This is a genomic window from Segatella hominis, from assembly GCF_019249725.2.
Lineage (GTDB): Bacteria > Bacteroidota > Bacteroidia > Bacteroidales > Bacteroidaceae > Prevotella.
Genome location: NZ_CP137559.1, coordinates 724,937 through 749,230, shown reverse-complemented (window position 1 = coordinate 749,230; position 24,294 = coordinate 724,937). Strand labels below are relative to the sequence as shown.

The window sequence follows — 24,294 nt, the reverse complement described above, 5'->3', positions numbered from 1 at the left end:
TTCGTAACTTTGCACTTATGAAGCGTATTTTTATAGTAATCATAGCAATAATCATGTCCCTCGGCATCCAGGCGCAAGTGCAATGCGAGGATACCTGTCAGCATGTACATGGCATCGACCTGAGCCACTATCAGGGCAATGTGTTCTGGGAAACTGTAGGTGATAACTCCAAAATGGCTTACGTATATCTCAAAGCCACGGAAGGAGCAACCAACGTGGACAGCAAATATAAACAAAACATAGATCTGGCTCACAGATATGGACTGAAAGTTGGTTCATATCATTTCTATCGTGCCCGCATTCCACAGCAGACTCAGTTGAAAAACTTCATGGCACAATGCCGACCTGGCGATCAGGATCTGCTGCCGATGATAGACGTGGAAACCAAGAGTAACCTGCCTACAAAGGAATTCTGTGACTCACTCTTCAAGTTCCTGCATCTCGTAGAGAAAGCCTACAAGCAGAAACCGCTCGTCTATACAGGTGCCAACTTCTATGACAACTACCTGCTCGGCAAGCTCAACAGCTACAAGATCATGATAGCCCAATACACCAAGCGAGAGCCTGTGCTCCGTGATGGCAGGGATATTGAGATGTGGCAATATACCGGAAAGGGACGACTCAACGGTGTAAACGGCTATGTAGATAAAAGCCGATTTATGGGAAAACATAAGTTGAGAGAAATCAGATTCCGACACCGATAAAGGGGAATCAGAATCCGATAACGAGAAAGCAAGAATTCTTTTGTAATAAATAATATTTAGAAATAACATGGCAATTATAAAATGTCCAGAGTGCGGACATCAAATCAGTGACAAAGCACCCATTTGCCCAAGCTGCGGCGTAGAAATAGCAGGAAAGGTTATCAAATGCCCTAACTGCGGAGAGGTTTATTTCAAGGTTCAGGAGATGTGCCCTAACTGCCATCGACCTACTTATCAGGCTCAGGTGCCACCCGTTACAGACCCAAAGCCTGTAACTCCACCTGTAACTCCTGTACCACCGACAACTCCTGCGGCACCAGCTTCACCGGTTTCTCCTACTCCATCAGCAACTCCAACTGCTCCGGTAACTCCTCGCCCTACAGCACAGGGATTCAAGCAAGATGCAGAGGGAAAGGAACAGCCAAAACAGAAGAAGCCAGGTCTGGTCTTCATCATATCAGCCATCTTCTCTATTCTGGTATGCGGCATTTTCTATTATTTCTACGACAGTGCCAACAAGAACAAGGAGCAGGAGGCTTACGAATATGCAATGCAGAGCTCTGACCCGATGGTACTCAAAAGTTACCTGGATACATACAAGGATGCAGATGAGGCTCACCGCGATTCTATCACTGCACATCTCAACATGCTGCAACAGGTAGATCAGGACTGGACCAACGCCATCGTCAGCGATTCCAAAGAAGCTCTGGAGGCATACCTGCAAAAATATCCAAACACACCGCATAAGAACGAGATTTGGAACAAGATTGACTCCATTGACTGGCAGTTAGCCCAGAAAGACAACTCGGTGGATGCTTATCAGGCATACTTGGATGCACATGCCGACGGTGCTCATATCGAAGAGGCTGAGATTGCCATGAAGAAAATCAAGAGCAGTGAGGTACAGCCAGAAGAGAAGCAGATGATAAGCGATCTCTTCCGACAGTTCTTCCAGAGCATCAACTCTCGAAATGAGGATGGTCTGACTGCGACTTGCGAGGATATCCTCTCTTCGCTGCTCGGCAAGGCTTCTGCCACCAAGTCAGATGTGGCTACTTTCATGCACAAACTCTACAAGGAAGATGTGAGCAATATGAACTGGCACCTCAACAACGACTACCAGATCAAGAAACGCGAGGTAGGCGATCAGGAATATGAATTCCAGGTACAGTTCTCTGCACGTCAGGACATCGACAAGACCGATGGCAGCAAAGTAGAGAACAAATTCAAGATCAACGCTACCGTTTCGCCAGACGGAAAGGTTTCTGCCTTCAACATGGCGAAGGTTACCACAGAATAATTAACAGGTATGAAAGGTAAGAAGATAGCAGGTTAATCTCAAAAACAAAAAAACTCCGATGTGATTGATATTCATCGGAGTTTTACTTTTTTAGACGAAACGCTTAATTAGCTTTTTCGCTTATTTTCGATACATTGCTTATTTCGCTTCCTTCATTTCTTTCAGCAATTCCTTCTGACGCTCGGTGAGTCCTGTAGGAAGTTTCACATTATAGGTGATAATCAGATCACCGAATGTGCCGTCGCCTCGGTCATAACCCTTGCCACGAACACGAACCTTCGTACCATTCTGCGTCTCTGGTTTGATCTTTAGTTTGATCTTTGAGCCATTGCTCAATTTCACAATACCTTCACCGCCCAACAAGGCAGTGTACATATCGATATTCACATTCATGTTCATCTCACCAGTACTATGACGGGCATTGCCACCACATCCGCCGTTGCAACCACCAGCACCGAAATCAGCCCCAGCGTTTCCGCCAAAACCACCGAAACCGCCAAAGCCTCCAGCGCTACGACCACGACCACCGAAGAGATTTTCGAAGAAGCTGCTGAAACCGCTGCCTCCCGAACCGAAATTACTGAAATCGAAGCCCTCAAACGGATTGCCGCCACCAGCACCACCGCCGCCGAAGCCTCCAAATCCACCGCCAGCCTGTTCATAAGCCTGCGCATTCTTCCACTGTTCGCCATACTGATCATATTTGGCGCGCTTATCTGGATCGGAGATGACATCATAGGCTTCATTCAAAGCCTGGAATTTTGCCTTCGCCTTCGGATCGTTAGGATGCAAGTCGGGATGGAACTGCTTTGCGCGTTTACGATAAGCAGCTCTCACATCCTTCTGAGGGATATTCTTATCCACACCGAGAATCTTATAATAATCTACAAATGCCATAATTACAATTCCTCCATTTTTAAAGTTTTTAGCAATTATCCTACAAAAAGTATGCCGTATTCATTTCTTTTTTGTAATTTTGCATCCAAATGGGGAATTTTCATGTGGACTGACAGAAAAGACGACTCATCTGTCAGAAACAGTGACATGCCCCTTCACTGATACTTGATTTACAGAAATTAATAAATTCTTTCAGTTATGAAACAATTAATGGCTGCGCTACTGATGGCGCTAACTCTTAATCCAAATGCAATCATGGCTAAACAAAGAACTGTCAAGCTAAGAGTAATAGAAACCAGTGACGTACACGGTTCCTTCTTCCCTTACGATTTCATCAACCGCAAGCCGAAGGCTGGTTCGCTCGCTCGTGTTTCTTCATACGTGGATTCTCTCCGCCAAACCTACAAGGATAATCTCATCCTGCTGGAAAACGGAGATATCCTGCAGGGACAACCTACCTGCTATTATTACAACTACATCGCTACAAAGGAAAGAAACGTGGCAGCAGATGTGGTAAACTACTTGAAGTATGACGCACAAACCTTTGGTAATCACGACGTTGAGACCGGCCATGCGGTTTACGACAAGTGGATCAAGGAACTCAACTGTCCTGTGATCGGTGCCAATATCATCGACACCAAGACCCAGGCTCCTTACGTGAAACCTTATATCATCCTCAACCGCGAGGGTGTGAAGATTGCCGTCCTGGGCATGATTACTCCTGCCATCCCTAACTGGTTGGCAGAAAACCTCTGGAGCGGTCTCCGCTTTGAGAACATGGTGACTTCTGCCAAGTACTGGATGAAGCAGTTGCAGGAGAAGGAAGACCCGGATGTTGTGATTGGTCTCTTCCATAGCGGTTGGGACGGCGGCATCAAGACCGATGAATACGAGGAAGATGCAGCACAGAAGGTGGCACAGGAGGTTCCGGGATTCGACCTGGTACTCTTCGGTCACGACCATACCCGCCATTGCAAGACCATCACCAATAATGAGGGCAAGCAGGTGGTATGTCTCGACCCTGCCAACAATGCCATCAGCGTGGCAGATGCAGAAATCACCATCAACATCGATGAGCATACCATCAACAACAAGACAGCGCATATCCTGCAGAACAAGCAGGTGCATGGCAAGATAGCAGACGTGACAGACTGTCCTATCGATGAGAAATTCATGGCAGCCTTCAAGCCTCAGATGGAAGCGGTAGATAAGTATGTCAACAAGGAAATCGGAACTTTCAAGAACGCCATCTACAGTCGTGAGGCATTCTTCGGCGATTGCGCTTTCAATGATTTCATCCTCAACCTGATGCTCCAGATTACCAAGGCCGACATCGCTTTCAATGCTCCGCTGCAGATGAATGCTGTCATTGAGGAGGGACCTATCCGTGTCAGCGATATGTTCAATCTCTATAAATATGAGAACGGACTCTATACCATGCGCCTCACCGGTGAAGAGATACGCAAGCATCTGGAAATGAGCTACGACCTCTGGGTTAACACCATGAAGAGTCCTGACGACCATCTCCTGCTGCTGGACGAAAAGACTTTCGGCGACCAGCAACGACTCGGTTTCAAGAACTTCTCTTTTAATTTCGACAGTGCTGCGGGCATCGACTACGAGGTGGATGTCACCAAACCAGACGGAGAGAAGGTGAAGATCCTGCGCATGAGCAACGGACAACCTTTCGATGAGAAGAAATTCTACAATGTGGCAGTGAACAGTTATCGCGGCAATGGCGGTGGTGAACTCCTGACCAAGGGTGCCGGTATTCCAAAGGAAGAACTGGAGAAGCGCATCGTATATCGCAGTGAGAAAGACCAGCGTTTCTATCTCATGGAGGAGATTTCACGTATGGGCGAAATTGAGGCAAAGGCTAACGGCAACTGGAAATTTGTGCCAGAGAATTGGGTGAAGCCTGCCGCAGAAAGAGACTATCAACTTTTATTCGGTAAGAAAAAATGAAATATTGGTTTATATTCTGCAAGACGGATATCGTCTTGGAAAAGAGAGAAGACGGAACCTACACGATTCCATGCAGTGAGGAGTGCCCGATAGAGACGAAGCCCTGGACACATATCCTCAACATTACTCCAATGGAAGATGGTACGGAGGTGAAAACGTTCACTATTCCTGAACCTATCACAGACAATCCGAAATACGAGATGTGCGGTCTCCGTCCCAGTTTCTACAAGCTCTCTCCGGCACTCTACCAGAAGGCTGGCAAGTGTCAGGAATTGAACTACTGGGACCAGAACACCCACTTCTGCGGAGTCTGCGGTGCGCCTATGGAAATGGCGACAGACATCAGCAAGAAATGTACCAACTGCGGCAAACAGGTTTGGCCTTCCCTCGCCACAGCCATCATCGTACTCATCCACAAGGGCGATGAGGTGCTTCTTGTTCATGCCCGCAACTTCAAAGGTAATTTCGACAGTCTCGTAGCAGGATTCGTTGAAACTGGCGAGAGTCTGGAGGAAGCCGTTCACCGTGAGGTGATGGAGGAAACCGGACTCACCATTACCAATATCAAATACTTCGGTTCCCAGCCGTGGCCTTATCCGAGCGGACTGATGATTGGTTTTACAGCCGACTACGTAGATGGGGAGATTCATCTTCAGAAAGAAGAACTCTCCCGCGGAAGATGGTTTAGGAAGGACAATCTCCCTATCCTCCCCGAGAAACTTTCCATCGCCAGAAAGCTTATTGATGCCTGGTTGGAAGAAAAATAATTCATTAACGGTAAAACATATAGGTGTATGTCAACGAATAAAGAGAAACTCTGGAATGCAAACTATGTGAAGGTGATGACAACCAATTTCCTGTTGTACTTTGCCTTCTACCTTCTTACTCCCCTGCTCCCACTCTATCTGAGCGAGACTTTCGGAGCAACAAAGGATACCATTGGAATTGTACTGAGCGGCTATACCGTGGCAGCTCTCATCATCCGACCATTCAGTGGATATGTAGTCGATAGTTTCTCCCGAAAGAAGGTACTCATGTTCTGTTTGTCGGGCTTTGCCATCTTCTTTGCCGGTTATATCGCTGCTGGCACCATCCTCATGTTTGCCATTTGCCGTACCCTTCATGGCGGTCCTTTCGGTGCAGTCACAGTAGCCAACAGTACCTGTGCCATCGATGTACTCCCTTCGAGCCGCCGCAATGAAGGTATCGGTCTCTATGGATTGAGCAATAACTTCGCCATGGCTATTGCTCCATCCATAGGAATTTATCTCCACGATTTCGTGGGGAGCTACATGGTTCTTTTCTGGATAGCCTTTTTGGTGGCTTTAGCCTCTGTAGTTATCGCAGGAACCATCCGCTTACCTGAGAAGGAAATCATCAAGAACAAGGAGAAAATCTCTTTCGACCGTTTCTTCCTGACCCGTGCCTGGTTGCTCGCCATCAATATCGCCATGTTTGGTTTCTGTTGGGGAGTACTCAGCAACTACCTTGCCATCTACAGCAAGGAGGAATTGGGCATTACGGGAGGAACCGGCACCTATTTTGCCATTCTTTCCATCGGTCTCTTCACCTCCCGTCTGCAAGGTCGTAAGGCATTGAGCCAAGGTAAGTTAACTCAGAATGCAGCCGAAGGTATGTGCATTTCTCTTGTGGGATTCCTTCTCTTCGTAGGCGTTCATCATCCGATAGCTTATTATCTCTCTGCTGCCCTTATCGGACTGGGCAATGGACACCTCTACCCTGCTTTCCTCAACATGTTTATCAATGTAGCCCGCCACGACCAGCGAGGTACTGCCAACAGTAGTATTCTTACCGGTTGGGATTTAGGTTTCGGTATCGGTTGTCTTTTAGGAGGCGTTGTGGCAGAACATTTCAGTTACAATACTACATTCTGGATGGTAGCAATAGAAAATGCTGCCAGTGTAGCCCTCTTTTTCCTCGCTTCCAAGAAATTCTTTGAGAAAAGAAGAAGAATGGAATAGAAAACCGAAATTTTAGAAAAAATATAAATATAATTCTAAATTAATTCAAGTTTCGCAAATTCAGGAGTTAAAGGAGTTATCACTCCCTATGGTCGCTGAGGAGTTAAGACAATAGTCTTTTTGACGTAGTTTTTTAAGCAACAAGACATACGTCTTAACTTTCTTAACTCCTTTAACTTCCTTATATACGAAAGTTCAGTGACTTTATATATTTCTTCAAAGATATGATTAACAATTTGGGATAAAATCTAGAAGGAATAAATTAAAAGTGAGTACAGAGATAAAAAAATCGCTTCTTTCGAAAAGACTCGAAAGAAGCGATTTTTTCATTATTTAGATGTGTCGTCATTTAGAACGGAAGATCGTCTGCACTACCACCAGCAGTGGCATCAGCAGCAGGAGCTGCATTCTGAGCTGGAGGGAATGGAGCTGTAGCACCACCAGCAGGAGCAGCAGGAGCACCCATTGGAGGGAATGGAGCAGCACCAGGCTGAACACCACCCATCATGCCAACAGCATTAGGATCTACCTTTACTACATTCCAGGCACGTACATTGTTAAACCAACGACCATTATATTCGTGAGCATCAATGTCGAATGAAACATTAATCTCCTCACCACTCTGTATGTTGAACTGAGCCAGACGGTCAGCGCCAAATACGTCAAACACTAATTTCTTAGGATATTGCTCGTGAGTCTCGATGACAAACGACTGCGACTTCCACTCGCCTCTTGCAGAGACACCGCTTCTTTCAGGCAAAACGGCAATGACCTTTCCTTGTAATTCCATATATTTCTCGATTAATATTTTGTTTCAAAAACGAAGAAAGTTACCTTTCAGTTTGCGAAATTACTAAAAATAGTTCAAAAACTAAAACATTTCTCTGTTTTTTTTGCCTATAACCGATATTTTTTGTATTTTTGTGCTCATATTACAGCTTTTAGGAAACAACAAGTTGCCTACTGGCTCGTCATATAACAGAAACAATAGAATAATAACAACAATATCAGTAACAGATAATATTAAAAATACAAAATACTCATGAGATTTACATTATCCAGTACTGCGTTGAGCAATAAGCTCAACATGCTTGCCAAGGTCATCGGTGGAAAGAACTCTCTGCCTATCCTTGACTGTTTCTTATTCCAAGTAGCCGGAGGCGAGATGACCATCACAGCCAGCGACAGTGACAATATTCTCAAAACTACCATCGAACTCACAGAGTGCGACGGTGAAGGAGAATTCTGTATCCCTAACAAGGTTATCCTCGAATCTCTCAAGGAACTCCCTGAGCAGCCACTCGATTTCGAAATCGATACAGAGGGCACCTTGGCTATCAAGATCTTATACCAGAATGGTCTCTATAACTTCACTGCGCAAAGTGCTGATGAATATCCTCGCACACAGAGCGTTAACGATGCTGCACATACCGTAGCCATCGACGCAGCTGTGCTCATCGACAATATCACCCGTACCCTCTTTGCTACTGCCAACGACCAGTTGCGCCCAGTGATGAACGGTATCTACTTCGATTTGACACCAGAATCACTCAATATCGTAGCCAGTGACGGACATAAGTTGGTACGCAACAAGAACTTCACTATCAAGAGCGATACTCCTGCTGCTTTCGATCTTCCTAAGAAGCCAGCTACACTCCTGAAGAACATCCTCTCACGCGAAGAAGGTGACGTAACCATCAAGTTTGATGAGAAGAGTGCAGAAATTCTCTTTACAGACGGCAGTTTGAGATGTATTCTCTACGAGGGAAAATACCCAAGCTACAACTCTGTGATTCCAAATAACCCTAACGAGGTGACTGTAGATCGCCGTGCCCTGATCAGTGCCTTGCGCCGTGTCATGCCATTCGCCAGCGAAAGCAGCCAGTTGGTTCGCCTCAAAATCGACAACAACCACATGGAGGTTTCATCAGAAGATGTAGATTTCGCTACATCAGCTAAGGAACAGCTCGTATGCGAATCTAACAATACCAACATGAGCATCGGTTTCAAGGGCAGCAGCTTGCAGGAGATTCTCAACAACCTCAGCAGCGAACAGGTGATTATCCAACTTGCAGACCCAAGTCGTGCTGGTATCATCGTTCCAGCCGAACAGCCTGAAAACGAAGATGTCCTCATGCTGCTCATGCCTATGTTGCTCAACGACTAATCACGCAGAGAAAGGAAAAGAAAGAAAATGAAACTGAATCTTAAGAAACCTTTGATCATCTTTGATTTGGAGACTACGGGTCTCGACTTCATCAAAGACCGCATCATACAGATGTCATATATTAAGGTCAGTCCAGACGGCACGGAGGTTCGAAAGAACCTCTTTGTCAATCCGGGAAGACCAATTCCACAAGAGGTGGTAGAACTGACTGGTATCAGCGATGAGGACGTGAAAGACGCGCCTACCTTCAAGCAGTTGGCTGCCACACTCGAACAGGAATTTACCGGTTGCGACTTTGCCGGTTACAACTCCAACCATTTTGATGTTCCTATGCTCGCAGAGGAGTTTCTCCGTGCAGGCATCGACTTCGACTTCAACAAGTGCCGCCTCATCGACGCACAGACTATCTTCATGAAGATGGAGCGACGCAACTTAGCTGCAGCCTATAAGTTCTATTGCGGCAGAAAGATGGAGGAAGACTTCGAGGCTCACCGTGCCGATCAGGATACAGAGGCTACCTACCGTGTACTCATGGGTGAATTGGACAGATATGCTCCAGGCGTACAGGAAGAACCGGACCGTGTACTCAACAATGATATGGATGAGCTTGCAGCATTCTCTAAGCAGAAGGACAACGTAGATTTCGCCGGACGCATCATCTGGAAAGAAGTAGTGGATGCCAACGGAAAAGCAGTGCTCGACGAGAAAGGTGAACCACTCAAGCACGAGGTGTTCAACTTCGGTAAGTACAAAGGTTGGGATGTGGCAGAAATCCTTTCCAAGGACCCAGGCTATTACACCTGGATATTAGGAAGCGAATTTACCAACAACACCAAGCAGGTACTCACCCGCATCCGTCTCCGTGAGTACAACAAACGAATGGGAAAGTAATTTCTTCTAATCACAGATTATGTTAAAAGGAAAGAAAATCGTATTGGGCATCACAGGCTCGATTGCAGCCTATAAAGCATGCCTGATTATACGAGGATTCATCAAGCGGGGCGCTGAGGTTCAGGTGGTCATCACTCCTGCCGGAAAGGAGTTTATTACCCCTGTCACCCTCTCTGCCCTCACTCATAAACCCGTGGTAAGCGAATTCTTCTCTCAGCGCGACGGCACCTGGAACTCTCATGTAGATCTCGGTCTCTGGGCAGACGCAATGGTCATCGCTCCTTGTACGGCTTCTACCATGGGAAAGATGGCAAACGGTATCGCTGACAATATGCTGATTACCACCTATCTCTCCATGAAGGCTCCTGTATTCCTGGCTCCTGCCATGGATCTCGATATGTATAAGCATCCTTCTACGCAAGCCAACATGGCAAGACTGAAGGAATACGGCAATATCATCATCGAACCGGCTTCGGGATTCCTTGCCAGCGGATTGGAGGGTAAAGGACGTATGGAAGAACCTGAGGTCATCGTGGATTACATCGACCAGTATTTCGATCTGCTGGACGGAATGAAGGATGGAAACAAGGAAGGCATAAAGGACTGTATCAAGGGAAAGGATCTGGCGGGGAAACGTATCCTTATCACAGCCGGTCCTACCTATGAGAAGATAGATCCTGTGCGCTTTATCGGCAACTATTCTTCCGGCAAGATGGGATTTGCCTTGGCTGAGGAATGCCGACAGAGAGGAGCTGACGTAACCCTCGTTGCCGGACCAGTATCACTCTCCTGTCATGAGGACATCCACCGCATCGACGTGGAGAGCTGTGAGGAGATGTATCAGGCTTCCACGAAGGCTTTCGAAGGAAAGACCGATGGAAACTCAACGGGCAGAAAAATGGATGCAGCTATCCTTTGTGCCGCAGTGGCTGATTTCAAACCAGCTGAGGTGGCAGACAGGAAAATCAAACGCGAGAAGGACGATCTGCTCCTGCGTCTGGAACCCACCCACGACATCGCTGCCGCATTGGGACAGATGAAACAGGAAGACCAGCACATCGTAGCCTTCGCACTGGAAACCAATGATGAGGAAACGAATGCAGAGAAGAAGCGTATCAAGAAAAACGCAGACTTCATCGTGCTCAATTCCACCCGCAACCCAGGCACCACCTTCCGGACAGACGAAAATCAAATCACGATTATTTCTGAAAAGGGTAAGATAGAATATGAGAAAAAGCCAAAGACTGAAGTGGCTGCCGACATCATCGATGAATTGGCTAAACTCTTCTAAGATGAAAGGCTTCTGCCTTCAGATACTAATCATAGGATGCACCCTGCTTGTTAGTGGTGCATCCTATATTCATGCACAGGAACTGCAAGCAAAGATTACCATCAACCATGCCCAGATTTCAGGTACGGAAAATGCGGTTTTCGACAACTTGCAGCAGACATTAGAGAGATTCGTCAACGAGCGACAATGGACGCATCTGCAATTTCAAAAGAACGAGCGCATCAACTGCAACTTCAATCTGACGGTGAGCAAGTATGACAAGAGCCAAGGTCTCTTCACCTGCAAGGCACTCATACAGGCCAACCGCCCCGTATATAACTCCGCCTACACCACTACTATATATAATAATGTGGACGAGAACTTCATCTTCAAGTTTGCTGAGTTCGACCAGATTGAATTCAATGAGGAAACCCTCGACAACCAGTTGACTGCCCTCTTCGCCTACTACGCTTATCTCATCATCGGTCTGGATCTCGACACCTTCTCCCCGATGGGAGGAGAAGACATCCTGCAGCGCTGCATGAATCTCACCAACAATGCCCAGAACCTCGACTTCCCGGGATGGAAAGCTTTCGACAACAACCGAAACCGCTATGCCATCATCGCCGACTATCTGGACGGAGGTATGAAACCATTCCGCCAACTCCAATACGATTATTACAGAAAGGGACTTGACGAGATGGCAAACAATGCAGAACGAGGACGTACAGAAATCACGACCACTCTGGAGGAGAACCTGAAGAAGGCAAGGGAAAACAAGCCGCTCAGTCTCCTGCCACAGATATGGACGGACTACAAGAAAGACGAGCTCGCCAATATCTACAAGGGAAAAGGAACTCAGAAAGAGAAGGAAAGCATCTATGATCTGCTCTTCTCCATCAATCCTACACAGAACAATTCGTGGGACAAAATCAAGCAATAATTATGCTCAAACAATTATATATCAAGAATTTCACGCTCATCGACGAACTCAACATCCAGATGCACCCAGGCTTCTCTGTCATCACGGGTGAAACGGGTGCAGGAAAGAGTATCATCCTCGGAGCCATCGGTCTGTTGTTAGGCAACCGTGCTGACAGCAAGTCTATCAAGGCTGGCAGAGACCGTTGCGTCATCGAGGCACACTTCGATCTGTCTAAATATGATATGCAACAGTTCTTCACCGACAATGACATCGATGAAGATTTGTCGGATACCATCATCCGCCGTGAGTTGACGGCAGCAGGGAAAAGCCGTGCTTTCATCAATGATACACCGGTATCGCTGACCAAGATGAGGGAACTGGGGGAACAGCTCGTCGATATACATTCGCAGCACCAGAATCTCCTGTTGCAGAAGGAAGACTTCCAGCTCAATGTGGTGGATATTATCGCACAGGACGAGAAACAGCGGAAGAACTATGAGGCTGCGTACAATCAATATAAACAAGCCAACCAGAAACTGAACGCTCTGAAGGCAGAAATCGAAAAGAACAGAGAGAACGAGGACTTCCTCCGATTCCAGTTTAAGGAACTCGATGAGGCACAACTGCAGAACGGAGAACAGGAAGAACTGGAACAGGAATATGAGATGCTCAGTCATTCCGAAGACATCAAGACGGCACTCTATCAGGCAGACAACCATCTGTCGGGAGATGACGGCAATATCATCGAAAGACTGAAACAGGCATCCGAGCAACTCGCTAATATCAAGGATGTTTATCCCGAAGTAACCGAACTGTTGGATCGCATCGATTCCAGTTATATCGAACTGAAAGATATTGCCCAGGACATCAATGGCCTGACAGATCATGTAGAATTCGACCCTGCCCGTCTGGAGACCATCAATGAACGACTGGACAAACTCAACTCGCTGCAGCAGAAATTCCACGTCAGAGACTTGGGTGAACTGATAGAAACCTACCATCAGCTCGAGGAACAACTCTCACACATCGACCATAGCGACGAAGATGTGGAAGCCTTGGAACAGGAAGTGGCCCAATTGTTAGAGAAAGCACAGAAACTGGCAAAGGAACTGACCGCCATCCGTACGAAGGCTGCCAAGAAGGTGGAGGAAGAAATGAAACAACGCCTCATCCCGCTGGGCATTCCAAACGTAAGATTCAGCATCAGTCTGACAGAGAAACCGCTCAGCCACGATGGTGGAGATAAGGTAAGCTTCCTCTTCAGTGCCAACAAGAGCACCCCACTCCAACCTGTTACCCAGGTAGCATCAGGAGGAGAGATTGCCCGTGTGATGCTCTCACTGAAGGCTATGATCAGCGGAGCCGTGAAACTCCCAACCATCATCTTTGATGAGATAGATACCGGAGTAAGCGGCAAGATAGCAGAGAAGATGGCACAAATCATGGTAGAGATGGGCAACCACGAACGACAGGTACTTTCCATTACCCACCTGCCACAGATAGCAGCCATGGGCAGTCACCACTACAAGGTGAGCAAGGAAGAAACCGATGAAGGAACCATCAGTCGCATGACAGAACTATCACAGCAGGAACGCATACAGGAAATCGCTCAGATGCTCAGCGGAAGTGATGTCAGTGAGGCAGCACTCGCTAATGCCAAGGAATTATTAAGAATATGAAAAGAATATATATAACAATGATAGGATGGATGGTCGGAGCATCATCCCTCCTTGCACAGCCGGGTTCTGTGCAGAAGGTAGCCAAGAGTGTATTCTCACTCACCACCTTCAATAAAGATGGAGGCATCATCGCTTCTACCCAGGGCGTCTTCATCGACAACAAGGGCACTGCCATCAGTACCTTCAAGCCATTTATCGGTGCTACCAAGGCAACCGTAGTAGATGCCAATGGCAAATCGATGGAAGTAGATGCCATCATGGGTGCTGACGAATTGTATGATATGGCTAAATTCAGAGTCATCGGTAATACCAATGCTGCACCGATTGCAAGCAAGGCTTCAGAAGCAGGCAACAAGGTATGGCTGGTTCCTTACTCAATCAAAAAACCACAATACCAGCAAGAGGATATCAGTAGCGTAGAACAGTTTAACACCTCCTACAACTACTATATTTTCAGCAATACCATGCCAGAGAATGCTATCGGTTGCCCATTTGTCAATAAAGACGGACAAGTAATCGGACTCATGCACTCCAACGGTACCGTTACGGCCATCGATGCTAACTATGCCAAACAACTGCATGTAACCGGTCTCTCCACCCTGGACGCAGCCCTTCGAGAAAGCGGAATCCGCACCGCCTTACCAGACAAAGAGGAAGATGCCATCACGATGATGACGCTAAGCAAAGGACAGAAATCGGCTGAGGACAACATGAAATATGCAGACGAGTTTATCGGCAAGTTCCCTACATCCTCATTCGGTTATAAGGAAAAGGCAGCCTTATTGGTCAACAAACAGCAATTTGAAGAGGCAGAGAAAGTGATGCTGGAAAGCATCAAGAAATGCAGCAAGAAAAATGAGGCTCACGGCGATTTCGCAGACCTCATCTATCAGAAAGTAGCATACGTAGGCGATTCTATCTACCCAGCTTGGAATGCAGACAAGGCATTACAGGAAGCACAGAAAGCATATAGTATCAAAGCAGAGCCGCTTTACAAGCATCAGGAAGGTAAAATCAACTACCTGAAAAAGGACTATCAGAAAGCATACGACCTGTTTATGGAACTGACCAAGACCCCGATGAACAGTGGCGAAATATGGTATGAGGCTGCTCAGGCTAAGAGTCAACTGAAAGCACCATACAATGAGTTGAAAATACTTCTGGACAGTGCCGTATCAGTAGGAGTTCGCACCAAGATGGCCGCCCCTTATTATCTGGCACGTGCCAATTTCCTCGATGCCCAGGGCAAGACCAGAGAAGCATTGGCAGACTATAATATGTATGACAGCATAGCCCGTCCGATAGCCCCTACCTTCTTCTATGCCCGATACAAATGCGAGATGAAGTTGCGCCAGTGGCAACAGGCATTGTTGGACATCGCCCGCACCTGTTATCTCAATCCGAACGAACCGACCTATTTTGCGGAATGGGCAAGTCTCGATCTCCGCGTGAAGAGATATGATGAGGGAATCAGCGCTGCAGAAGCCTGCATCAGACTGGCACCGGAATATGCAGACGGTTATCTTCTCCTCGGTATTCTGCAAGCAGAGAAAGGCAAGAAAGAGGAAGCCAAAGGCAATCTTCTGAAAGCCAAGGAACTGGGAGATACCAGAGCAGATGAATATCTAAAGAAATACAAATTGAATTAAAGTTTAAGTTTCATTTATAGTAGGCGTACAGTTCTCGTAAAGAGAACGTGCGCCTTTTTTATTCCCCAAACTTTTTTAATCAAAATATTGTGAATACTCCTTCTTCACATCGAAACAAGGAGAGACTTTAACAGAAAAAGAGGCTCATCAGGAACTCCTGACAAACCTCTTTTCTATGATTTTTGTGATTCCGTTGGGGTTCGAACCCAAGACCCACAGCTTAGAAGGCTGTTGCTCTAATCCAACTGAGCTACGGAACCATCAATTAATCATTTGCAATTTCTAAACTTGCGAGTGCAAAGGTACAACTTTTTATTGAAACAGCCAAATATTTTTGCAAATATTTGGCTGTTTATGCTTATTTAGAAGCAAACGACCCCGTCTAAAAAGAAAACAGAGGGATATTTACTGCGTTTCTGCACCAGATGAACGGTGCGCAACATTTACTTACTGAACAACTCGTCGAGCAATGTATAGAATGCAGGATCCTCACCTACGATGGTCTTCACAATCTTACCCTCTGGAGAAAGTACAATCTTGGTAGGGAAACCCTGGATGGCATACTTGTCGCAAACATTCTCGGCACCATTACGTGGATTGTAAACATGCTTCCATGGCAACTCGTGCTTCTTCACAGCATCCTTCCACTTCTGCTCGGTATCATTGCAATCAATACCTACAATCTCAAACTTACCTGCATACTTGGTATAGTACTCTTTCATCTGAGGCATACCCTTGATGCACCAACCGCACCATGATCCCCAGAAATCAAGAACTACATACTTGCCACGCAAGCTGGAAAGGGTGAAGTCGTTGCCCTCAATATCCTTCAAGGTGAAATCAGGAGCCTCAACACCGGCTGCCTGCACTTTCTTTGCCTTCTCCTCTGCCTCCATCTGAGCCTTTGCCTGATCCAACATTGGCTGATAGAATGCCTTCATACGACCGTTACGAACTGACTCTGAAAGCATATTGACTACCTTCTGCATGACGTCATACTCCTGGAACTGAGGAACGAGTGCTGCAGTTGCCTCCTCGTTGGCATGCTGGGAAATGTAATTCATTATCTTCTCATTGCGTGCCTTCTCGAGTTCCATAGCCTTCTCCTGATATTCCTTACGGAGGGCATTCTGATCGCCACCGTTCTTCATGCGGTCCTCGATAGACTTACGCAACTCAGTGAAAGGCTTCTCTGCCTCTTCCAGCATCAGATCCACAGAATGGTACTGCTTATAGAAATTGCTACCAGAGATATCGTAACGGGTGAGAACATCACCTACGAGCTCTGCCTTCTCACCTGGCACTGCTACGATGCGAGCCATCTTGTACTCTGTGTTGCGGAAGGTACCTGGAGTAGCGAAGATGATAGACATTGGCTTGTCCAAAGTTGTAGTATAAGTGAACTTATCCTTCTTTACCAAGATGGTATCGTTCTTCACACCTCTGTTCTTAAAGACAATCACGGTATCACCGAAGTTCTTCATGTTGGCCTTCAACGTGAAAGTGCCACTCTGTGCCATCGCTGCAGTTGCAGAAAGCAAAAGAGCTGCACTCAAAATCAAATTCTTTTTCATTTTGTTGTTATTTTATTATTTACTAATTTTTATCTTATACACGTTGCTATCAGGCTTCATATACAGTTGTGTCCTCGATACCTGCCTCGGCAAGCGCTTCCTTGCGTTCTACGCATGTGCCGCATTTACCGCAATGGATTTCGCCGCCCTTGTAGCAGCTCCAGGTCTCAGCATAGTCGATTCCCAACTTCTTGCCGATACGTGCAATATCTGCCTTGGTGATATTGGTATAAGGAGCACTCACCTGCACATCCACGAAAGTTCCTGCCTGTGCCGCCTTGTCGATGGCATCAATGAACTCAGGACGACAGTCGGGATAAATCGTATGATCGCCTCCATGATTGGCGATGAGCACCTTCTTCAGCTGATTGCTCTCTGCAATGCCGATGGCGATGCTCAGCATGATGCCATTACGGAAAGGAACCACCGTGGATTTCATATTGTCATCTGCATAATGTCCTTCTGGAATGGCATCGGCACCTTCAAGGAGACTGCTCTTGAAATACTGGTGCATAAAGCCCAAATCGATAGTAATATGCTTGATGCCAAGACGCTCGCAATGCATTTTGGCAAAGGGAATTTCACGCTCATTATGATTGGAACCATAATTGAAACTGATACCCAAAGCTATCTCGTCCTTCTTGTCGTAGAGCAGCGTGATACTGTCCATACCACCGCTCACAATAATCACTGAATCTTTCATTTCCTCTATATATTTTTACTTTTTTACCTTTTTACTTTTCAAAAAGCCTCTATCCGAACAGGCATCTCAGCGCCTCTTCCACCTTTCTGACCGGGTGAATCTCTATCTTGTATTTCGAATGATCAAATCCCGAATAGTTGTATTTGGGGATGACGATGTGCTGGAAACCGAGTTTCTCTGCCTCAGCTATCCGTTGTTCGATACGGCTTACGGGGCGCACTTCTCCGCTCAGACCTACCTCGCCACACATACACCAGCCAGCCTCTATGGCTGTATCTACATTACTGCTCAAGACAGCGGCTATCACGCTCAAATCCATCGCCAAGTCAGTGACTCTCAGTCCTCCTGCTATATTCAGGAACACGTCCTTCTGCATTAACTTGAATCCCACACGCTTTTCCAATACCGCCAAAAGCATGTTGAGTCGGCGCTGGTCGAAACCCGTAGCTGAGCGCTGGGGAGTTCCATAGGCGGCAGTGGAAACCAAGGCTTGAGTCTCGACCAGGAATGGCCGCACACCCTCGATGGCACTGCTGATGGCCACACCCGAAAGTCCGTCGTGATCCTCTGTCAAGAGGAGTTCTGACGGATTACTGACCTGTCGGAGTCCTCCCTGCTGCATCTCATAGATTCCCAATTCCGAAGTACTTCCAAATCGGTTTTTGATACTACGGAGGATGCGATACATATAATGCTGGTCGCCCTCAAACTGGATGACGGTATCCACGATATGTTCCAGTATCTTAGGTCCTGCAAGCGTTCCCTCCTTATTAATATGTCCTATCAGGATAACTGGAATACCACTGGTTTTGGCAAATCGCAACAAAGCTGCAGCACACTCTCTGACCTGCGAGACACTGCCCGGACTGCTATCCACATCCTCTGTAGCGATGGTCTGGATGGAGTCGATGACCACTATTTCTGGAGCCACCTGCTGGATATGGGAGAAAATCTTCTCTAAGGAAGTTTCACAAAGGATAGAAATATGGTCGAGATTCACATCCGTTCCAACGGTCGTTATCGAAGAAGCCAACCTGTCGGCTCTCAACTTGATCTGATGCGCACTCTCCTCTCCGCTCACATAGAGCACTTTCTTTTCAGGGATATTGAGAATGGTCTGCAGTGTGAGCGTACTCTTACCGATACCCGGTTCACCACCCAACAAAGTGATACTGCCCTGCACCATTCCACCACCGAGTACACGGTTCAGTTCCTCATCGTGCATATCAATACGGGGTTCATCGTGGGCAGAGATATCACGAAGCTTCATGGGTTGGGCTGCTCCGTCCGAAGCACGCACGCCGCCAAACATAGTAGCAGCGCCACCATGTCTCATCGTCATGCCCGCATTTCGGGCAGCCTGGGTTCCCGTATCTCCGGCGATTCGGATTTCCTTGAAAGTATTCCATTGTCCACAACTCGGACATTTGCCAATCCACTTGGCTGATTCCTGTCCACAATTGCTGCAAACGTATGCTATCTTGTCTTTTGCCATAATCTGTATGCTATCTAAACCTTAGATGACGTACAAAAGTACGCTAAATCAATGAAACGAGATTAACAATTAAGAAACATTAAAAAACATTTTGTTATTTAAGATATTTGTCGTACCTTTGCAAACGCTATTTTTGGATAACAAAAAAATACAATATAATTTTTTAAAAAAGGTAATGAAAGCAATAGCAATCAAGTCAAGCTTGTTTTCTTGTCTGAAGACATACAACAAGAAAACATTCATGTCTGACCTCATGGCAGGAATCATCGTGGGAATCGTAGCCCTGCCTCTGGCCATCGCATTCGGTATTGCCTCAGGCGTGACCCCAGAGAAGGGAATTATCACCGCCATTGTGGCAGGTCTTATCATCTCCGTCTTTGGCGGTAGCAAAGTGCAGATTGGTGGTCCTACGGGAGCCTTCATCGTCATCATCTATGGCATCATCCAGAAGTATGGCATGGAGGGACTGACCATCGCCACATTGATGGCGGGTCTCTTCCTGGTACTCTTCGGACTGCTCCGACTCGGCACCATCATCAAGTACATTCCTTACCCGATCGTAGTGGGATTTACCAGTGGTATCGCTGTTACCATCTTCACCACACAGATCAAGGATCTCTTTGGCTTGACCTTAGCCAGCAATCCTTCTGACTTTATCGAGAAATGGGGCGTTTATTTCCAGAGTTTCGATACCATCGACCCTTGGTGTGCCCTCATCGGTGTGGTGAGCGTGATTGTCATTGCCATCACTCCTCGTTTCAGCAAGAAGATTCCGGGTTCGCTCATCGCCATTATCCTGATGACGGTAGTAGCGCTCATTCTGAAACAATATGCCGGTGTGACAAGCATCGAGACCATCGGAGACCGTTTCTCTATCAGCAATGAATTGCCTGCGGCACAGGTGCCTGAAATCAACTGGGAAACCATCAAGAACCTGGTGTCTCCTGCCATCACCATCGCTATTCTCGGTGCCATCGAGAGTCTGCTTTCTGCTACCGTGGCTGATGGTGTAATCAGCGACCACCACGATTCCAATACAGAGTTGGTGGCACAGGGATTGGCCAATATCGCCTCTCCTCTCTTCGGCGGTATTCCAGCTACAGGTGCCATCGCCCGTACGATGACCAATATTAATAATGGTGGTAAGACTCCTGTGGCCGGTATCATCCATGCCATCGTCTTACTGTTCATCTTCCTCTTCCTGATGCCATTAGCTAAGTTTATCCCTATGGCTTGTCTGGCTGGTGTATTGGTAGTTGTTTCTTATGGTATGTCTGGCTGGCGTTCATTCTTAGCACTGATGAAGAATCCTAAGAGCGATGTTACTGTGCTCCTGATTACTTTCTTCCTCACCATCATCTTTGACCTTACCGTAGCTATCGAGGTGGGACTGATTATCGCCTGTCTGCTCTTCATGAAACGTATGTCTGAGACGACCGACGTAAAGGCTATTACCGACGATGAGATTGACCTCAACAAGGAGTTCGACTTCCTTTCTACCAACCTGGAGCACTATACCATTCCTAAGGGTGTGGAGGTATATGAGATCAATGGTCCTTTCTTCTTCGGAGCCGGCAATAAATTTGAGGAAGTGATGGCTGCCTTCGGTGATCGCCCACTGGTACGCGTCATCCGTATGCGCAAGGTTCCTTTCGTAGATTCTACAGGTATTCACAACCTCACCAACCTCTGCGAAATGAGTCAGAAGGAAAACATCCAGATCGTTCTCTCCGGTGTTTGCGAGAAAGTAAACTTCCAGTTGGAGCATGCTGGTTTCTACAATATGCTCAGTAAGGAGAATATCACCGACCATATTAGCAAGGCGCTCAAACGAGCTGAGGAAATCATCGCACAGAATAAGTTGGAGCAAGCCAATTAAATATTGGATCAAGCCAACTAAAAAATAAGAACAGCCGCTTCTCGAACACATGAGAAAGCGGCTGTTCAGCTTTTATAAAGCCATACCTAAATTATTTCTTATCGCCTTAAAGACTCGAAAGTTCAGTTATCTCCTAAAAAATTCTATTAAAAGAAACGTCCTGGAGGAGGACCCATTGGACGACCCATTCCATTAAATGGGCGACCACGGAAATCAGGACGTCCACCTGGTCCTTCCTCACGATTTCCCTTGCGTGCATCCTTGCCTCCGAAGAGATTCATGCGATATACTACGTGAAGCATCGCATAAGAGTTGATGGCATTGTATTCCGTATCCGTACGCGAAACGGATGAAATCGCTCTCGAGAAGGTACTCTGCTGGTGCAACAGATCGTAGAACTGAAGCATCACGGTGAGAGGCTTACCCTTCAGGAATCCCTGTGAAAGTTGAGCATTCCACACAAACTCATCGGTATTCATCGACTCATCGGAATAGCCGCGGCGACTGCTGCAGGAGAGACTGGTATTCAAACTTGTGCCCCAAGGAGCAGTCAATGTCATCGAAGGTCCGTAAGAGAACTGCCAGGTATCCAGGTTGCTGTTAGGCTGCAACTTGTTCTTGGCATGATTGTAAGCCAATGTTCCATCGAGTGACAATTCCAACCAATCATTGCGATAACTCAGAGAGAGACGCTCATTCCACGTGGTATTCTGGGTGGTATTCTTTTGGGAATCCTGCGACTTGTCGAGGCTCAGATAACTCACATAATGGTTATACCCCAAATTCGTATCAGTATTGATATTCCATACACCAGCACTGTCGATAGAACAGTTGAACATAAAGGCTCCCATCACATTCCAGTTGCCATTGATATTCTCAGGTCGGGTGATTCTTCCACCAGTCGTCTCATCGTAGGTCACCTTATTGCTGATGCTATTGCTGGTCGTAGAGAAGTTGATATAGGTCATCACACCCTTGTTGTGATTCTGAACGAAATTGTTGTAGAACAATCGGAAGTTCTGAGTGAACGAAGGTTTCAAACCAGGATTACCCATAGAGACATTGAGCGGGTCGCTGTTATCTGTGATATCAAGCAACTGAGAGATGCTTGGCTGCGCTGTGGTACCACGGTAGTTGACACGCAGATTGCTCATCTTGGAGAATCGGTAACGGAAATCAAGGGTCGGACTGACGTTGGTCACCGTGCGCACCGTATCTACATATTTGCCCTGATAATCCTGTATGAACTTGGAACGCTGAGGCTGGATCATCACACCGAAGTTCAGATTATACTTCTGACGGATGAAGCGCATCATCACCTGAATATCATGGGTATAGTTTCTATACTCTGAATAGCGGCTCAGTTTGTCATCTCGATAGTCACCCAGTTCACCATCCAAACGGCCGAGGTAATTGCCCCACGCTCCGTATTCTGGAGAGATTCCATCAAAACTGTATTTGCTGAAATCGTAAGTGCTGCGGTCACTCTTGGAGTAGCTGTAGGTGAACTTATAGCTGAACTGGAGGAAGGTGGCCTTCCAGAGCGGTTCGCTATAGGTGGCCTGCGCACTGTAACTGTAATCCTTGGAAGGAGTCAGATTATAGCGGTTGGTCTGATATGTGGAATCCAAGCCTGCTTCATTCTGTACCAGATAAAGATGAGCATTCTGCAAGGAGATGCTCTTGCTGTCCTTATCGGTATATTTGGCATCCATACGGAGGGTTACGTTACGTCCTTTATTGTTGAGCTTGCGGTTCAACTGGAGCATGCCGCGGATGTTGTTGTTCTTGGAATTACTCAAGCTTACAGACTTCTGTCTGTTGATCACAGCATCCACTTCATCCATCTTTTCTATGCCCTCATCAGAAAGAGGGTCTTCGGTATATTGGTATGGATCCTGATTGTAGGATGCAGAAATACCCGTGCTGCGGCTATCATTAGTAGTCCATGAGATAGAAGGACGGAAGAGGATGTTGGTCATTGTATCCGGCATCCACTCCAGACGGATATTACCATTCCAACTATCACTGCGAGAGAAATTCTGGTTCAGACTGTTGGAGAAAGAGGAACTGCTTCCCATGAAGTTCTCACTGGAACGACGGCTCCATACATCACCATCACTGTGATTCCAGCGAAGAGATGTATTAAATTTAAATTTATTCTTCTCCTCATAATTATAGTTGGCTGCCAGCATCTTGCTTGCATTCAATCCATTGCCACCACCAAAGCCACGTCTTGGCCCACCGCCACCGAAGCCACGGTCGCTGGTATTGTTTGCATTACCGAAAAGCATGAAGTGGTTATTACTGTTGAAATATCCACCCATACCTCTGGCACTATACCTATCTTTATTACCTATACCGAGGTCGATATTAGACATTAAACCCTTGTTCATACCCTTCTTCACATTGAAGTCGAGCACGGTCTGTTCCTCACCATCATCAATACCCGTCACCTTCGAGAGATCACTTTTCTCATCGTAAGCCTTGATCTTATCAATAATACTAGTTGGCAGGTTCTTGAGGGCAGTCTTGGTATCTCCCGTCATGAACTCCTTGCCGTCAACGAGGATTTTCTTCACCTCCTTACCATTGATTTTGATGGTACCGTCGTCGCTCACCTCTGCACCCGGCAGACGTTTCACGAGTTCTTCCACCACCGAACCTTCCGGTGTACGATAGGCAGCTGAGTTATATACGAAAGTATCCTCCTTGAGCGTTACTTTCTGAGCCATAGCAGTAACTACAGCACCTTTCAACATGATGGCATCAGCACCGACAACGACATTACCCAACGCCAGATTCTTGTCCTGTTCGATGACCACGCGCTTCACGGTAGGCTTATATCCTACACTCGTAATCTTCAGAAGATACTTGCCATTTTCAGGCGCATTCAGATGGAAAAGACCTTTCTCGTTGCTGATGGCACCCGTCACATAGGTACTATCGGTCTTGAGCAACTGGACGGTCACCTGCTCCACTGGATCCTTGGTATCCCGGTCGATAATCGCTCCGCTTACCAAGCGTTCCTGAGCAAACGATGCTATTGAGACCAAAAGCAACAGCATCGTCAAAATTGATTTCTTCATTTCTAATAAATAATTTTTGATTTGCCTTTTTGACGTACATAATTATACAAGGTTTAAACAAAAATACTATTTTTATGCCAAATATAGAGTAAACAATCAAAAAAAATAGGATTTTTTGCCGTATA

General features: G+C 46.6%; 18 protein-coding genes and 1 tRNA gene. 12 read left to right on the top strand and 7 right to left on the bottom strand.

From position 1 onward, the window contains the following. Positions 1–17 precede the first annotated feature (17 nt). The gene (locus tag KUA50_RS02940) at positions 18–704 is read left to right on the top strand and encodes a glycoside hydrolase family 25 protein (protein WP_218457408.1); all 687 of its coding nucleotides are present in this window, start codon (positions 18–20) and stop codon (positions 702–704) included. A 67-nt stretch (positions 705–771) separates the two neighbouring features. After that, complete coding sequence (locus KUA50_RS02935; protein WP_218457407.1) at positions 772–2,004, top strand: zinc ribbon domain-containing protein; 1,233 nt, start codon at positions 772–774, stop codon at positions 2,002–2,004. A 138-nt stretch (positions 2,005–2,142) separates the two neighbouring features. Here KUA50_RS02935 and KUA50_RS02930 read toward each other — a convergent pair whose 3' ends face one another. Then, positions 2,143–2,901: a DnaJ domain-containing protein gene (locus KUA50_RS02930; RefSeq protein ID WP_218457406.1), complete on the bottom strand. Its 759-nt coding sequence runs from the start codon at positions 2,899–2,901 to the stop codon at positions 2,143–2,145. 198 nt (positions 2,902–3,099) lie between these two features. Here KUA50_RS02930 and KUA50_RS02925 point away from each other — a divergent pair, with 198 nt between their 5' ends. Genes KUA50_RS02925 through KUA50_RS02915 form a run of 3 tightly spaced genes read left to right on the top strand, consistent with a single transcriptional unit; the run spans position 3,100 to position 6,848 of the window. Next, a complete protein-coding gene (locus KUA50_RS02925) occupies positions 3,100–4,866 on the top strand; it encodes a bifunctional metallophosphatase/5'-nucleotidase (protein WP_218457405.1) in 1,767 nt (588 codons plus the stop codon). After that, on the top strand, positions 4,863–5,633 hold the full coding sequence (nudC, locus tag KUA50_RS02920; protein ID WP_134842667.1) for an NAD(+) diphosphatase: 771 nt from the start codon (positions 4,863–4,865) through the stop codon (positions 5,631–5,633). Before KUA50_RS02925 ends, nudC begins: the two co-directional genes overlap by 4 nt. Before the next feature lie 27 nt (positions 5,634–5,660). Continuing rightward, positions 5,661–6,848: an MFS transporter gene (locus KUA50_RS02915; RefSeq protein WP_134842666.1), complete on the top strand. Its 1,188-nt coding sequence runs from the start codon at positions 5,661–5,663 to the stop codon at positions 6,846–6,848. A gap of 349 nt (positions 6,849–7,197) precedes the next feature. Here the strand turns inward: KUA50_RS02915 and KUA50_RS02910 are convergent, their stop codons facing one another. Beyond that, positions 7,198–7,638: a DUF3127 domain-containing protein gene (locus tag KUA50_RS02910; protein WP_218457404.1), complete on the bottom strand. Its 441-nt coding sequence runs from the start codon at positions 7,636–7,638 to the stop codon at positions 7,198–7,200. 252 nt (positions 7,639–7,890) lie between these two features. Here KUA50_RS02910 and dnaN point away from each other — a divergent pair, with 252 nt between their 5' ends. From dnaN to KUA50_RS02880, 6 genes are read left to right on the top strand one after another with little or no spacing between them, the layout of a single operon-like run. Then, complete coding sequence (gene dnaN / locus KUA50_RS02905; protein WP_218457403.1) at positions 7,891–9,015, top strand: DNA polymerase III subunit beta; 1,125 nt, start codon at positions 7,891–7,893, stop codon at positions 9,013–9,015. Between the two features lie 27 nt (positions 9,016–9,042). Then, the gene (locus KUA50_RS02900) at positions 9,043–9,906 is read left to right on the top strand and encodes a 3'-5' exonuclease (RefSeq protein WP_022111162.1); all 864 of its coding nucleotides are present in this window, start codon (positions 9,043–9,045) and stop codon (positions 9,904–9,906) included. A 19-nt stretch (positions 9,907–9,925) separates the two neighbouring features. After that, positions 9,926–11,197 (top strand): bifunctional phosphopantothenoylcysteine decarboxylase/phosphopantothenate--cysteine ligase CoaBC, encoded by a 1,272-nt coding sequence (gene coaBC, locus KUA50_RS02895; protein ID WP_218457402.1) that lies wholly within the window; start codon positions 9,926–9,928, stop codon positions 11,195–11,197. Then, entirely contained in the window at positions 11,175–12,119 is a 945-nt protein-coding gene (locus KUA50_RS02890; RefSeq protein ID WP_413777440.1) for a DUF4835 family protein, read from the top strand. The genes coaBC and KUA50_RS02890 overlap by 23 nt, the downstream gene beginning before the upstream one ends. A gap of 2 nt (positions 12,120–12,121) precedes the next feature. Further along, positions 12,122–13,780 (top strand): DNA repair protein RecN, encoded by a 1,659-nt coding sequence (recN, locus tag KUA50_RS02885; RefSeq protein ID WP_218457401.1) that lies wholly within the window; start codon positions 12,122–12,124, stop codon positions 13,778–13,780. Next, entirely contained in the window at positions 13,777–15,429 is a 1,653-nt protein-coding gene (locus tag KUA50_RS02880) for a tetratricopeptide repeat protein (RefSeq protein ID WP_218457400.1), read from the top strand. The genes recN and KUA50_RS02880 overlap by 4 nt, the downstream gene beginning before the upstream one ends. Positions 15,430–15,614: 185 nt before the next feature. Here the strand turns inward: KUA50_RS02880 and KUA50_RS02875 are convergent. The 4 genes from KUA50_RS02875 to radA all read right to left on the bottom strand — a co-directional run bounded on the left by KUA50_RS02875 (position 15,615) and on the right by radA (position 19,201). Continuing rightward, positions 15,615–15,689, bottom strand: a tRNA-Arg gene (locus KUA50_RS02875). A gap of 183 nt (positions 15,690–15,872) precedes the next feature. Further along, positions 15,873–17,003, bottom strand: a complete 1,131-nt coding sequence (locus KUA50_RS02870) for a TlpA disulfide reductase family protein (protein ID WP_022111157.1) — start codon at positions 17,001–17,003, stop codon at positions 15,873–15,875. Positions 17,004–17,052: 49 nt separating this feature from the next. Beyond that, positions 17,053–17,706: a 7-cyano-7-deazaguanine synthase QueC gene (gene queC / locus KUA50_RS02865; protein WP_022111156.1), complete on the bottom strand. Its 654-nt coding sequence runs from the start codon at positions 17,704–17,706 to the stop codon at positions 17,053–17,055. A gap of 49 nt (positions 17,707–17,755) precedes the next feature. Continuing rightward, positions 17,756–19,201: a DNA repair protein RadA gene (radA, locus tag KUA50_RS02860; RefSeq protein ID WP_218457399.1), complete on the bottom strand. Its 1,446-nt coding sequence runs from the start codon at positions 19,199–19,201 to the stop codon at positions 17,756–17,758. A 175-nt stretch (positions 19,202–19,376) separates the two neighbouring features. Between radA and KUA50_RS02855 the strand changes: the two genes are divergently transcribed. Next, complete coding sequence (locus KUA50_RS02855; protein WP_218457398.1) at positions 19,377–21,080, top strand: SulP family inorganic anion transporter; 1,704 nt, start codon at positions 19,377–19,379, stop codon at positions 21,078–21,080. 146 nt (positions 21,081–21,226) lie between these two features. Here the strand turns inward: KUA50_RS02855 and KUA50_RS02850 are convergent, their stop codons facing one another. After that, a complete protein-coding gene (locus KUA50_RS02850; RefSeq protein WP_218457397.1) occupies positions 21,227–24,169 on the bottom strand; it encodes a TonB-dependent receptor in 2,943 nt (980 codons plus the stop codon). Positions 24,170–24,294: the final 125 nt, after the last annotated feature.

What these genes read in the sequence shown, in the direction of transcription:
- KUA50_RS02940 (WP_218457408.1), top strand. Translation starts at nt 18, where the DNA reads ATGAAGCGTATTTTTATAGTAATCATAGCAATAATCATGTCCCTCGGC.
- KUA50_RS02935 (WP_218457407.1), top strand. Translation starts at nt 772, where the DNA reads ATGGCAATTATAAAATGTCCAGAGTGCGGACATCAAATCAGTGACAAA.
- KUA50_RS02930 (WP_218457406.1), bottom strand. Translation starts at nt 2,901, where the DNA reads ATGGCATTTGTAGATTATTATAAGATTCTCGGTGTGGATAAGAATATC.
- KUA50_RS02925 (WP_218457405.1), top strand. Translation starts at nt 3,100, where the DNA reads ATGAAACAATTAATGGCTGCGCTACTGATGGCGCTAACTCTTAATCCA.
- nudC (WP_134842667.1), top strand. Translation starts at nt 4,863, where the DNA reads ATGAAATATTGGTTTATATTCTGCAAGACGGATATCGTCTTGGAAAAG.
- KUA50_RS02915 (WP_134842666.1), top strand. Translation starts at nt 5,661, where the DNA reads ATGTCAACGAATAAAGAGAAACTCTGGAATGCAAACTATGTGAAGGTG.
- KUA50_RS02910 (WP_218457404.1), bottom strand. Translation starts at nt 7,638, where the DNA reads ATGGAATTACAAGGAAAGGTCATTGCCGTTTTGCCTGAAAGAAGCGGT.
- dnaN (WP_218457403.1), top strand. Translation starts at nt 7,891, where the DNA reads ATGAGATTTACATTATCCAGTACTGCGTTGAGCAATAAGCTCAACATG.
- KUA50_RS02900 (WP_022111162.1), top strand. Translation starts at nt 9,043, where the DNA reads ATGAAACTGAATCTTAAGAAACCTTTGATCATCTTTGATTTGGAGACT.
- coaBC (WP_218457402.1), top strand. Translation starts at nt 9,926, where the DNA reads ATGTTAAAAGGAAAGAAAATCGTATTGGGCATCACAGGCTCGATTGCA.
- KUA50_RS02890 (WP_413777440.1), top strand. Translation starts at nt 11,175, where the DNA reads ATGAATTGGCTAAACTCTTCTAAGATGAAAGGCTTCTGCCTTCAGATA.
- recN (WP_218457401.1), top strand. Translation starts at nt 12,122, where the DNA reads ATGCTCAAACAATTATATATCAAGAATTTCACGCTCATCGACGAACTC.
- KUA50_RS02880 (WP_218457400.1), top strand. Translation starts at nt 13,777, where the DNA reads ATGAAAAGAATATATATAACAATGATAGGATGGATGGTCGGAGCATCA.
- KUA50_RS02870 (WP_022111157.1), bottom strand. Translation starts at nt 17,003, where the DNA reads ATGAAAAAGAATTTGATTTTGAGTGCAGCTCTTTTGCTTTCTGCAACT.
- queC (WP_022111156.1), bottom strand. Translation starts at nt 17,706, where the DNA reads ATGAAAGATTCAGTGATTATTGTGAGCGGTGGTATGGACAGTATCACG.
- radA (WP_218457399.1), bottom strand. Translation starts at nt 19,201, where the DNA reads ATGGCAAAAGACAAGATAGCATACGTTTGCAGCAATTGTGGACAGGAA.
- KUA50_RS02855 (WP_218457398.1), top strand. Translation starts at nt 19,377, where the DNA reads ATGAAAGCAATAGCAATCAAGTCAAGCTTGTTTTCTTGTCTGAAGACA.
- KUA50_RS02850 (WP_218457397.1), bottom strand. Translation starts at nt 24,169, where the DNA reads ATGAAGAAATCAATTTTGACGATGCTGTTGCTTTTGGTCTCAATAGCA.